The following is a 12,058-nucleotide window of genomic DNA, read 5'->3' as shown; positions in this document are numbered from 1 at the left end:
TTCCCCTTCATATAGTGATAACAAGGATTCTGTCGGGAGCGGGCCATGAGTTCCAATCACACACAACATCGAAAAAGAACAGCCGTCCTGTTTTTCCTGCTGTGCCTATGTATGGCAGGATTAGCAGGGCGGCTTGTGTATCTTATGGTATACCGCTCAGATTATTACAGCAGGATGGCAGAGGAGCTTCACCAGAGAGAACGGAGCATCAAGGCGGCCAGAGGAAGAATCATCGATGCTACAGGGAATGTGATTGCAACGAACAGGACGGTCTGTACCATTTCTGTGATATACAATCAGGTGGAGGATCGGGAGCAGGTGATCCGGATGCTCTGTGAAGAACTGGGGATGGATGAAGGAAAAGTGAGAAAACGTGTGGAAAAACGCAGCTCGAGAGAAATCATTTCCACAAATGTAGATAAGGAAATCGGGGATCGGATCCGAAATCTTCATCTGGCCGGAGTTAAGGTAGACGAGGATTACCGGAGATATTATCCCTATGACAGCCTTGCCTCCAGAGTTCTGGGCTTTACCGGAGGAGATAATCAGGGAATTATCGGTCTGGAGGTGGTTTATGAGGAATGGCTGAAGGGAATGAATGGCATGATTCTGACTCAGGCAGATGCAGCGGGAGTGGAGATTGAAAATGCTTTTGAGGATCGGATTGAGCCGGTGCCAGGACACGATCTGTATATCAGCCTTGATATGAATATTCAGCAGTATGCTCAGCAGGCGGCTTATGAAACGATGGAGCGCAAGGGGGCAAAGCAGGTTTCCGTTATTGTGATGAATCCGCAGAACGGAGAGCTTATGGCTATGGTAAATGCTCCGGAGTTTCATCTGAACGATCCCTTTACTTTGACAGAGCCCTATACCGGAGAAGGAGAAAATAAGCAGGAGCTTTTAAACAGGATGTGGAGGAACCCGGCAATTAATGACACCTATGAGCCAGGTTCAACCTTTAAAATTATTACTGCGGCAGCTGGTCTGGAGGCGGGCGCAGTGCGGCTGGAGGATCGTTTTTCCTGCCCTGGCTTTCGGATTGTGGAGGATCGGAAAATCCGCTGCCACAAAATCGGGGGACATGGAGGAGAAACCTTTCTGCAGGGAGTGATGAATTCCTGCAATCCAGTATTTATTGATGTAGGGCAGAGGCTGGGGGTTGAAAAGTATTATTATTATTTTGAGCAGTTCGGATTAAAGGCGAAGACCGGGATTGACCTGCCGGGAGAGGCCGGAACCATTATGCACAAAAAAGAAAATATGGGACTGGTAGAGCTGGCTACAGTGTCCTTTGGCCAGTCCTTTCAGATCACGCCAATTCAGCTGATTACTACAGCTGCTTCGATTATAAACGGAGGGAACCGGGTGACGCCTCATTTTGCAGTCCGGGCAGTCAGCAAAGATCAAACATCCGTTCACCGCTTTTCCTGGCCGGTAAAGGAGCATATTGTTTCAGAAGAAACCAGCGCTTCCATGCGGTATATTCTGGAGCAGGTGGTAGCAGAGGGAAGCGGAAAAAAGGCTGCGGTAGAGGGATACCGGATTGGCGGGAAAACCGCTACGTCAGAGAAGCTTCCCAGAAGTCTGAAAAAGTATATTTCTTCTTTTATTGGCTTTGCCCCGGCAGATGATCCCAGGGTAATTGCTCTGATTACCATTGACGAACCTCAGGGCGTTTACTATGGCGGAACCATTGCAGCGCCGGTGATTGCAGATCTTTTTAAGAATATTCTTCCGTATCTGGGAATTCCGGAAGCAGTGGAAGAAACTGTCTGGTCAATGGGAATCAGTAGTTGATTATTCCCATAAAAAGACGTATACTACTTAATATGTCGTAACCGTTCAGCCATGCGAAAATTCAGACAGGAAAAAGCGTTGAAAGCTTGTTTTCATAAGAGTTTTCCTGTCTGAATCTTCATAGGGCGGATGCCCGATGCTTCTTGTCCGCTGTAAGCGGGCAAGAAGATGCATGGCTGAACGGTTACAATATGTCAGCCACAAATGAATACATAACCAATTAGGAGTGCATCATGATTAATGAAACCATACTAGCGATTATTATAGCCTTTGCCATCAGCGCCCTGCTTTGTCCGGTGGTGATTCCCTTTCTTCACAAGCTGAAATTTGGACAGCAGGTGCGGGACGACGGCCCTCAGGCCCATTTGAAAAAGCAGGGAACCCCTACCATGGGCGGTCTGGTGATTTTGACCAGTATTGTAATTACCTCTCTGTTTTATATCAGAGATTATCCAAAGATTATTCCGGTTTTGTTTGTAACCGTTGGCTTTGGCATTGTCGGTTTTCTGGATGATTATATTAAGATTGTCATGAAGCGTTCAGAGGGACTGAATCCTCTTCAGAAGCTGATCGGACAGTTTATTATTACCGGGATTTTTGCCTGGTATCTGCTTCATTCCGGACAGGTGGATACGACCATGCTGATTCCCTTTACTGGTGGATTTGACGACGGTATTTTTATCAGTCTCGGAATTTTATTTGTGCCGTTTCTGTTTTTTGTCGTGCTGGGAACAGACAATGGAGTAAACTTCACTGACGGTCTTGACGGCCTGTGTACCAGTGTAACGATTCTGGTGGCAACCTTTATGACCATTGTAGCTCTGGGAGAAAACAGCGGAATCAGTCCCATTACCGGGGCTGTTGTAGGAAGTCTTCTGGGATTTCTCTTGTTTAATGTCTATCCTGCCAGAGTTTTTATGGGAGATACCGGCTCTCTGGCTCTGGGCGGCTTTGTGGCGTCCAGCGCATTTATGATGCAGATGCCGTTCTTTATTCCCATTATCGGGCTGATTTATCTGGTTGAGGTACTGTCTGTGATTATGCAGGTATCTTATTTTAAGGCAACACATGGAAAAAGGATTTTTAAAATGGCTCCGATTCATCACCATTTTGAATTGTGCGGATGGTCGGAAACCAGAGTAGTGGCAGTATTTTCCATAACCACCGCCATTCTTTGTCTGGTGGCTTATCTGGGATTGTGATAAAAGGAGGAAAGGTACATGAGCAATCAGAAGGTATTAGTAGCAGGTTCCGGAAAAAGCGGTATCGCTGCAGCAAGGCTGATGCTGCAGATGGGCGGCGATGTGGTCCTGTATGACGGAAATGATAAACTGGATGCAGAAGAACTGAAGGAAAAGTTTGAGGAAAAGGACCGGGAGCGTCTGACTATTGTGCTGGGAGAACTGACACGGACAGATCTGCTGGGAGTGGAGCTTTCTGTAATCAGCCCTGGAATTCCTCTGGATGCGCCCTTTGTTCCAGTACTGGATGAGGCAAAGATCCCTATCTGGAGCGAGATTCAGCTGGCCTATCATGTGGCTAAGGGCAAGCTGATTGCAATTACCGGAACCAATGGCAAGACCACGACCACAGCTCTTATGGGAGAGATTATGAAGGCCCATTTTGAAGAGGTCTATGTGGTGGGCAATATTGGAATTCCTTATACAGAGACAGCTCTGGAGACGACGGATGAGGCAGTGACAGTGGCTGAGGTCTCCAGCTTCCAGCTGGAAACCATTATGGATTTTCGCCCGGATGTGAGTGCGATTTTAAATATTACTCCGGATCACTTAAACCGTCACGGAACCATGGAAAACTATATTGACATTAAGGAGCGGATCTGTGCAAATCAGACAGAGGACGACTGGGTTGTACTTAATTACGACGATCCGGTTCTGCGGGAGTTTGGAGAGAAGGAGGACTTAAAGCCCGGAGTGGTATTTTTCTCCAGCACCCAGGAGTTAAAGGACGGTCTGTTTTTGGATCAGGATGAGATCATTCTGGCAAAGGGCGGCAAGAGAGAGTCTGTAGTCAATGTTCATGATTTGAAGCTTCTGGGCAAACATAACTATGAAAATGTGATGGCAGCTGTAGCTATGAGTCTGAAGATGAACGTTCCTCTGGATACGATTCGGAAGGTGATTAAGGAGTTTAAGGCTGTGGAGCACAGGATTGAATTTGTTCTGGAGCGATGCGGTGTGAAGTATTACAATGATTCCAAGGGAACCAATCCAGATGCAGCCATTCAGGCTATCCGCGCTATGCCGGGGCCGACGGTGCTGATTGCTGGCGGCTATGATAAGCAGAGCGAGTATGATGAGTGGATTGAGTCCTTTGGAGATAAGGTAAAATATCTGGTTCTGATTGGTCAGACCAGGGATAAGATTGCCGAGTGCGCCAGACGCCATGGCTTTACGGAGATTATGTATGCAGAGGATATGCCGGAGGCTGTCCGGGTCTGTGCGGCATATGCCAATGCCGGGGAGAATGTGCTTCTGTCTCCGGCCTGCGCCAGCTGGGGAATGTTTGACAACTATGAGCAGCGGGGCGAGATATTTAAGGAGTGTGTAAGAAATCTGTAGGAGGAGCCTATGGCAAAAAAGAAAAAGAACAGGCGTTTTTATGATTACAGCCTGCTGTTTACCATTATTTTTATTATGGCCTTTGGGCTGGTGATGATTTACAGCGCCAGCTCCTATATGGCCCAGCTGAAATATGGAGATGCGGCTTACTTTATGATGCGCCAGTTGAAAATCGGGGTGGCCGGTCTGGTGGTAGCTCTGGTGATCTCAAAAATGGATTATCACTGGTATGCCAGGTTTGCCCTTTTTGCCTATGCGCTTTCGTATGTTTTGATGATCGTGGTATCTCTGTTTGGAAAAGTGGTAAACGGAAAAAGGCGCTGGCTTCAGCTGGGACCTGTCAGCTTTCAGCCTACAGAGTTTGTTAAAATCGCGCTGATTGTTCTTCTGGCGTCAGTGATTACCCAGATGGGAAGGAAGGTCAATTCCTGGAAGGCTATGGCTGTGGTTATGGGACTTGCCATTCCGATTGCGGGAATCGTGGCAGCCAATAACTTAAGCTCGGGAATTATTATTGTGGGAATTGCCTTTGTCATGCTGTTTGTTGCCTGCAAAAAAAGCTGGCCCTTTTATCTGTGTGGGATTGGAGCAGTCAGCTCCATCTTTCTGGCAGGCCCTCTTGCATCCTTTCTGGAGGCAACCCAGATTTTAAAGCCCTACCAGCTGGAGCGTATTCATGTATGGCTGGAGCCGGAGGCATACAAGCTGGATGGCGGATTTCAGGTGCTTCAGGGACTTTACGCTATTGGCTCCGGCGGTCTGGTGGGAAAAGGGCTGGGAGAAAGCATCCAGAAGATGGGATTTGTGCCAGAGGCGCAGAACGATATGATTTTCTCCATTATCTGCGAGGAGCTGGGGCTGTTTGGAGCGGTATCGGTGATTTTGATTTTTCTGTTTATGATTTACCGGTTTATGGTGATTGCTTTTAATGCCCCGGATCTGTTCGGTGCGCTGATTGTCGTAGGTGTTATGGCCCATGTGGCGATTCAGGTTATTTTAAATATTGCGGTTGTAACCAATACCATTCCCAATACGGGAATTACCCTTCCCTTTATCAGCTATGGAGGAACGTCAGTTCTGTTTTTGATGGTGGAGATGGGAATGGTTCTAAGTGTATCCAATCAGATTAAAATGGAAAAATAAACCTTTTTGAGGAACCTTTTTAGGAGCAGAGTACATAGGATGGAATAGAGACGGATAGAGCGGGAGGGAATAGGTTTGTCTGTGATTCATATCCAGGGACTTGGCGGCCTGAAGGGAGCCATAGAAATTCAGGGTTCAAAAAATGCGGTGCTGCCTGTAATGGCAGCATCTTTACTTCACAGAGGAATTACGGTTCTTAGAAATGTACCTAAGATACAGGATGTGTATTCCATGATGGAGATTCTGGAGTATCTGGGCTGTGAGCTGAAGCTGGAGGGACATAGTCTTACCATTGATACAGGAAAGGCATCTGGAATGCCCATACCGGTGGAAATGGCAGGGAAAATGCGTTCCTCCATTATGCTTTTGGGGCCAATGCTGGGGCGGTTTCGAGAGGCAGTGACCAGCCTGCCAGGGGGATGCTGTCTGGGAAAACGCCCGGTCAATCTTCATCTGGAGGGATTGCGGAAGCTGGGAGCTGATATCCGGGAGGAAGGAGCTCAGATTGCCGCTTCAGCAGCAGCTCTGGAAGGAAGTGATGTTCACCTGGATTATCCAAGCGTGGGAGCAACGGAGAATCTTATTATGGCTGCTGCAGCAGCCAGAGGAGTTACGGCTCTGACAGGGGCGGCCAGAGAGCCGGAAATAAAGGTTCTCTGTGATTTCCTTAAAGCGGCAGGAGCGAGGATAGAGGGGACAGGAACAGAAACGATTGTGATATATGGGGGAAGTTCTCTCCATGATGTGGAATTTGCCATTCCGGGAGATCGGATTGTGGCAGGTACTTATCTGGGCGCAGTGATGACTGCAGGAGGGAAAGTACTCCTTTCCGGGGCTCCTCAGGAACATATGGAATCAAATTTAAAGCTGGCATCCCGGATGGGAGCAGAGATTTCCTGCAGTCCGGAGGGAATCCTTGTGGAAATGAACCGGCGCCCGATTCCTGTTTCCTTTGCTACAGGCCCGTATCCGGCCTTTTCTACGGATCTCCAGCCGGTGATGATGGCAGCGGCTGCTGTTGCAGAGGGGAAAAGCCATATCAGGGAGACTGTATTTGAAAACCGTTTTTCCTGTGCAAAGGAATTGCGGAAACTGGGGGCCCATATTATAATAGAGGGAAGAAATGCGCAGATAGAAGGCCGGTTTCCTTTAAGCGGAGGCCGGGTCTATGCAGCAGATCTCAGAGGCGGAGCGGCTTTGGTGACGGCGGCTCTTGCTTCCTGGCAGCCGGTAACGGTGGATGACCGCTGCGGCCACATCCAAAGAGGCTATGAGGATATCTGCCGGGATCTGCAGGGAGCAGGCGCAAGAGTTATGGAAACAGAGGACTAACAAATGGGCTCAGAGCATATTCTGCGCTATAAGAACGATGACAGGGGAACCGGCGGAAGATGGAATATGGATGGACAGAAAAGAAAAAAACAGGGATTGCTGCAGCAGTGATTGTTCTGCTGCTGATTTTGATCGGTCTTTTTTCTCTGCAGATTAAAACGGTGACGGTTACGGGAAATGTGCGGTATACTCAGGAGCAGATTACGGAAATGCTGTTTCCAGATAAGGTAAGCCGCAATCCGGTGGTCTGCTACCTGAAGGATCATTTCCAGGAACATGTGGAGATTCCCTTTGTACAGGATTATAAGATTGAATTTCAGGGTCTGAACAAGGTAGAAATCATTGTTTATGAAAAAAGTGTAGTGGGATACGTTTCCTATATGAGCAGCTGCATGTATTTTGATAAGGACGGTATTGTTGTGGAGAGTACCAGCAAAACCCTTCCTGGAATCCCTGAGATTACGGGGCTGAAATTTGGCCATATTGTGCTGTATCAGAAGCTTCCGGTAGAAAATGACGCGGTATTTCAGGAAATTTTAAATCTGACCCAGATCCTTTCGATTTATCAGCTGGAGGTAAACCGGATTCAGTACAACAGCTTTGGAGAGGCAGCCCTTTATATGGGAGATTTGGAAGTAATTCTTGGGAACAATGTTGGAATGAACGGAAAGATTGCCGAGCTTAGCGATATGCTTCCCAAACTGGAAGGAAGAAAGGGGACTCTGTATCTGGATACCTATGACGAGACGGCGACCAATGCCATGTATGCCTTTAAGCCTCGGCAGTAAAGGAGACAGGTCAGGCAGAAGGATTCTGTTCGTGAGAAAAAACAAAGGAAACAGCAAAAATCCGGTGAAAATCTACAAATTAGAGGTTGATATTTTTTAGGAAATCAAATATAGTATTAGGTAGGCTAGTTTTACAAAAAATATTACAAAATTGTTACAATATAAGACGCGAAAAAGAGGTTAAGGAGGAGAAAGTCTTGTTAGAGATAAAGATAAATGAGGCGGAGAATTCTGCTAAGATCGTAGTGATTGGTGTTGGTGGTGCAGGAAATAATGCGGTAAACCGCATGGTTGATGAAAATATTGCAGGTGTGGAATTTATCGGCATCAATACAGATAAGCAGGCGCTTCAGTTCTGCAAGGCTCCTACCGCGATGCAGATCGGCGAGAAGCTGACCAAGGGACTGGGCGCAGGTGCAAAGCCTGAGGTAGGTCAGAAGGCAGCAGAGGAAAGCTCCGAAGAGCTGGCACAGGCTATCAAGGGTGCAGATATGGTATTTGTTACCTGCGGTATGGGCGGCGGTACCGGTACCGGCGCAGCTCCCGTGATTGCAAAGATTGCCAAGGATATGGGAATTCTGACTGTAGGCGTTGTGACCAAGCCCTTCCGTTTTGAGGCAAAGACCCGTATGACCAATGCGTTAAACGGAATCGAGCATTTAAAAGAGAGTGTAGACACTCTGATTGTAATCCCCAATGACAAGCTTCTGGAGATCGTAGATCGCCGTACCACTATGCCGGATGCATTAAAGAAGGCAGATGAGGTTCTGCAGCAGGCTGTTCAGGGCATTACAGACCTGATTAACGTACCTGGCCTGATTAATCTGGACTTCGCAGACGTACAGACTGTTATGACAGACAAGGGTATTGCACATATCGGTATCGGACATGCCAAGGGAGACGACAAGGCTGTAGAGGCAGTGAAGCAGGCAGTTGCTTCTCCTCTGTTAGAGACAACTATCGAGGGCGCTACCCATGTAATTATCAATATTTCCGGTGATATCAGCCTGATTGAGGCCAATGAGGCAGCAAGCTACGTTCAGGAGCTGGCAGGTGATGACGCCAATATTATTTTCGGTGCTATGTATGATGAGAATGCTCAGGACGAGGCTACCATTACTGTAATTGCAACTGGTCTGGATGATCAGAACAATGCGGCTCCCTTAAACAAGACCATGTCTGGTCTTGGCAACTTTAAGCCGAAGATGCCCGCAGGCATGAATCTGAATCCGACTGGTATGAATCTGAACCGCACTGCTGCAGCTGCAGAAGCCAGCGCAACGGCTCCCAGAACTTCTGCTCCTCAGCAGACATCTGCACCGGCTGCATCTGTACAGAAGCAGGTACAGCAGCAGGCTGCTCCGACTCAGCCCACATTCCGTCCTCTGAACCGGGAAACACAGATTAACATTCCGGATTTCCTGAAGAACAAGAGATAAGAAGTCAGAAGTGAAAATGAACCTTCTCCCCCGCGGCAGGGAAGAAAATAAGAAAGATTTAAGACAGAAAATTCTAAAAACAGGATTTTCTGTCTTTTTTTGTCGTACAAAAAAGTGGGATACCCTCCTCTGTTTTGACAAAATATTTACAGGACAGCAGGTATAATAGAGACTGTAAATCAGAGTGCAGGAGGTGGGAGCCGGATGTGACTGCAGTATTGTATCTGGATGTGTATTTTGCTGTGAATTTTTTCATGGACTTTCTGCTGCTTCTGTTGGTCAGAAAGCTTCTTGGAATTTGCGCGGAAAACAGGAAAATGGCTCCAGGACGGACTTTGCGGCTGGCAGCAGCAGCCGGTGTGGGAGCGTTCTGGGCCTGTGCAGAGGCAGTAATCCGGCTTCCTGGAGAGCCGTGCCTTTGGGCAGCAGCAGCTTCCTGGACAGGGGCAGGCCTTGTGATGACAGCTCTTGCATTTGGAAGGCAGAGTCCCGGAGAAGGGCTTCGCTGTCTGGCGGCTTTGTGGATGAGCGGAGCCGCTGCAGGAGGCGTGCTTGAGGCAGTCAGAGAGGCTGCGGGAAAAGCTGGAATTTCTGGCCAGTTTCCTCTGGAAGGAGTGATTCTGGGGGGGATGGGGATTTTTTTCTGCGGAAGGGCAGGGGCTGGATATCTGCAGCAGAGATTTCGGATGCAGAATCGAATCTGTCAGGCGGTGATTCATTATCATGGGAAAACAAAGATTTTGCCGGCGCTGTGGGATACAGGAAATACTCTTTATGAGCCCTACGGCCATCAGCCGGTTCATGTGATGAGTCCGGAAGCTGGAAAGGAGCTGTTTGAAACCCTTTCCCGGGTGATTTACATTCCCTTTCGTTCTGTGGGAACCAGCTATGGTCTCATTCCAGGAATTCAGGCAGATGAAATGGAAATATGGCAGAACGGAAAGCTGGTAAAAACCTGCATCAGGCCATGGATTGCCGTCAGCAGGGAGCCGCTTTCATCCCGTCATCAGTATGAAATGCTTCTGCACGGAGAGCAGTAAAGGAAAAACAGACTTGGAGGACAGTGATCATGATAGTAAAGGTTTCCATACCCAACCGGTTTCAGTTTAAGGCAGTTCCGTCATTTAAAACGGTGCTTCTGCAGAAACAGGGGGAGGTTCATTATATTGGAGGGGCAGACATTCTTCCGCCGCCGCTGGAAAGCAAAAAAGAGGCAGAAACGATCGCACTTCTGGGAACTGAGGATGCGAAAGCGGCCCGTTCGCTTTTGATTGAGCATAATTTAAGACTGGTGGTATACATAGCAAAAAAATTTGACAATACCTGTGTGGGGGTGGAGGACCTGATTTCCATTGGAACCATTGGACTGATTAAGGCAATCAACACCTTTAATCCAGAGAAAAACATCAAGCTGGCTACCTATGCGTCACGGTGCATTGAAAATGAAATTCTGATGTATCTGAGGCGTAATAATAAAACAAGAATGGAGGTTTCCATTGATGAACCGCTGAATGTGGACTGGGACGGCAATGAGCTGCTGCTTTCTGATATATTGGGAACAGATGAGGATGTTATTTACCGGGATCTGGAGGATGAAACAGAAAAACAGCTGCTTTTGTCAGCGATCAGCCGCCTGACTCCAAGAGAGCAGCAGATTGTGGAGCTGCGCTATGGGCTGCAAAATGAGGAAGGAACAGAGATGACCCAGAAGGAGGTAGCGGATCTGATGGGGATTTCCCAGTCCTATATTTCAAGGCTGGAGAAGAAAATTATGAAGCGCCTGAAGAAGGAAATTGTCCGGTTTGAATAAGCTTGTCTCATGGCTGATTCAGCTGCTGCTTCTGGTTCTGCTTCAAATCCGCTATCCGGCGGCAGTCAGGACGGAGACCGGGGCTGTGAGGGAACAGGATCCCGCTTATAAGATATATCAAAGATACAGGTATGCGTATGATACATACGGATACCTGTTTTTGTCTGAAAATACAGGGGAGGACAGTCAGGGAAGAAGAGATGGGGAGCAGTCCTTTCAGGAGGGGAAGGGTTCCCTGGAGCAGGAGGAGGTGCTGCAGGAGGGGGAGGAAAAGAAAGATGGTTTTCAGGAAGAGAGCCTTTGGCCGAAGGAAGGGGAAGAAGCGGCTCAGATTACCCTGGCCCAGCTTCAGGATTATGATTTTCTTATGAAGCATTTTTACAGCGTCCATGCTTCCACAACAGCAGGCCGGGATCTGATGAAGGCAGATATGCTTTTGGGAACCGGCATGAAGCTGGAGCAGAATCCCCAGGTTCCGCAGATTTTGATTTATCACACCCATTCCCAGGAAACCTATGCAGATTACGGCTCGGAAAATCCGGAAGCTACCATAGTTTCCTGCGGCGAGTATCTTGCAGAACTGCTTAGAGACAGGGGCTGGAATGTGATCCACGACACAGGCACCTATGATATTCAGGGAGGAAAGCTGGATCGGAACAGAGCCTATAATTACGCTTTGGATGGGATTACAGGTATTCTGCAGGAGAATCCGGAAATTCAGGTGATTCTGGATCTTCATCGGGACGGAGTAAAGGAGGGAACCAGGCTGATCAGTCAGGTAAACGGGAAAGAGACTGCAAAAATTATGTTTTTTCATGGAATGAGCCGGACTCCTGAGGGGGAGATTGCCTATCTTCCCAACCCTTATCTGAAGGAAAATCTGGCCTTTGCCTTTCAGATGCAGTTTGCGGCTGAGGGGCTGTATCCGGGGTATACAAGAAAAATCTATCTAAAGGGATTGCGCTACAATCTGCATCTTCGCGGCAGATCAGCCCTGATTGAGGTAGGAGCTCAGACCAATACCCTTCAGGAAGCTATGAATGCCATGGAGCCTTTGGCGGATCTTTTAGATAGGGTGTTGCAAGGAAATTGAAAAAATGGTATGATAATTTCAATTTGAAAACAGGCTGTTTCTTTGAAAAACAGCCGGATAACCAGCATTTG

General features: G+C 47.9%; 10 protein-coding genes. All 10 read left to right on the top strand.

From position 1 onward, the window contains the following. Positions 1-45: 45 nt before the first annotated feature. The 10 genes from ACESON_RS00195 to spoIIP all read left to right on the top strand — a co-directional run bounded on the left by ACESON_RS00195 (position 46) and on the right by spoIIP (position 11,987). Complete coding sequence (locus tag ACESON_RS00195) at positions 46-1,800, top strand: penicillin-binding transpeptidase domain-containing protein (protein ID WP_177959526.1); 1,755 nt, start codon at positions 46-48, stop codon at positions 1,798-1,800. 233 nt (positions 1,801-2,033) lie between these two features. Further along, positions 2,034-3,002, top strand: coding sequence for a phospho-N-acetylmuramoyl-pentapeptide-transferase (mraY, locus tag ACESON_RS00190; RefSeq protein WP_177959527.1), 969 nt, complete (start codon positions 2,034-2,036; stop codon positions 3,000-3,002). Between the two features lie 18 nt (positions 3,003-3,020). After that, a complete protein-coding gene (gene murD / locus ACESON_RS00185) occupies positions 3,021-4,382 on the top strand; it encodes a UDP-N-acetylmuramoyl-L-alanine--D-glutamate ligase (protein WP_373107848.1) in 1,362 nt (453 codons plus the stop codon). 9 nt (positions 4,383-4,391) lie between these two features. Beyond that, entirely contained in the window at positions 4,392-5,525 is a 1,134-nt protein-coding gene (locus tag ACESON_RS00180; RefSeq protein ID WP_177959529.1) for an FtsW/RodA/SpoVE family cell cycle protein, read from the top strand. A gap of 75 nt (positions 5,526-5,600) precedes the next feature. Next, positions 5,601-6,857 carry a UDP-N-acetylglucosamine 1-carboxyvinyltransferase gene (gene murA, locus ACESON_RS00175; protein ID WP_373107846.1) on the top strand — a complete coding sequence of 419 codons (1,257 nt, stop codon included), beginning with the start codon at positions 5,601-5,603 and terminating at the stop codon, positions 6,855-6,857. Positions 6,858-6,916: 59 nt separating this feature from the next. Next, entirely contained in the window at positions 6,917-7,645 is a 729-nt protein-coding gene (locus ACESON_RS00170) for a cell division protein FtsQ (protein ID WP_177959531.1), read from the top strand. Positions 7,646-7,842: 197 nt separating this feature from the next. Continuing rightward, the gene (ftsZ, locus tag ACESON_RS00165; RefSeq protein ID WP_177959532.1) at positions 7,843-9,084 is read left to right on the top strand and encodes a cell division protein FtsZ; all 1,242 of its coding nucleotides are present in this window, start codon (positions 7,843-7,845) and stop codon (positions 9,082-9,084) included. Between the two features lie 206 nt (positions 9,085-9,290). After that, positions 9,291-10,124, top strand: coding sequence for a sigma-E processing peptidase SpoIIGA (locus tag ACESON_RS00160; protein WP_373107844.1), 834 nt, complete (start codon positions 9,291-9,293; stop codon positions 10,122-10,124). A gap of 29 nt (positions 10,125-10,153) precedes the next feature. Continuing rightward, positions 10,154-10,894, top strand: a complete 741-nt coding sequence (gene sigE, locus ACESON_RS00155) for an RNA polymerase sporulation sigma factor SigE (RefSeq protein WP_177959534.1) — start codon at positions 10,154-10,156, stop codon at positions 10,892-10,894. Continuing rightward, on the top strand, positions 10,887-11,987 hold the full coding sequence (gene spoIIP, locus ACESON_RS00150) for a stage II sporulation protein P (protein ID WP_373107842.1): 1,101 nt from the start codon (positions 10,887-10,889) through the stop codon (positions 11,985-11,987). The genes sigE and spoIIP overlap by 8 nt, the downstream gene beginning before the upstream one ends. Positions 11,988-12,058 lie beyond the last annotated feature (71 nt).

It is taken from the genome of Lachnoclostridium sp. Marseille-P6806 (genome assembly GCF_964238185.1).
Taxonomy (GTDB): Bacteria; Bacillota; Clostridia; order Lachnospirales; family Lachnospiraceae; genus Brotaphodocola.
Note: the sequence above shows the minus strand (reverse complement) of the source record. Positions and strands in the feature narration are given on the sequence as shown.

Bases quoted from the DNA above. Each gene is read 5' to 3' on its own strand.
- ACESON_RS00195 (WP_177959526.1), top strand. From the start codon at position 46: ATGAGTTCCAATCACACACAACATCGAAAAAGAACAGCCGTCCTGTTT.
- mraY (WP_177959527.1), top strand. From the start codon at position 2,034: ATGATTAATGAAACCATACTAGCGATTATTATAGCCTTTGCCATCAGC.
- murD (WP_373107848.1), top strand. From the start codon at position 3,021: ATGAGCAATCAGAAGGTATTAGTAGCAGGTTCCGGAAAAAGCGGTATC.
- ACESON_RS00180 (WP_177959529.1), top strand. From the start codon at position 4,392: ATGGCAAAAAAGAAAAAGAACAGGCGTTTTTATGATTACAGCCTGCTG.
- ACESON_RS00170 (WP_177959531.1), top strand. From the start codon at position 6,917: ATGGAATATGGATGGACAGAAAAGAAAAAAACAGGGATTGCTGCAGCA.
- sigE (WP_177959534.1), top strand. From the start codon at position 10,154: ATGATAGTAAAGGTTTCCATACCCAACCGGTTTCAGTTTAAGGCAGTT.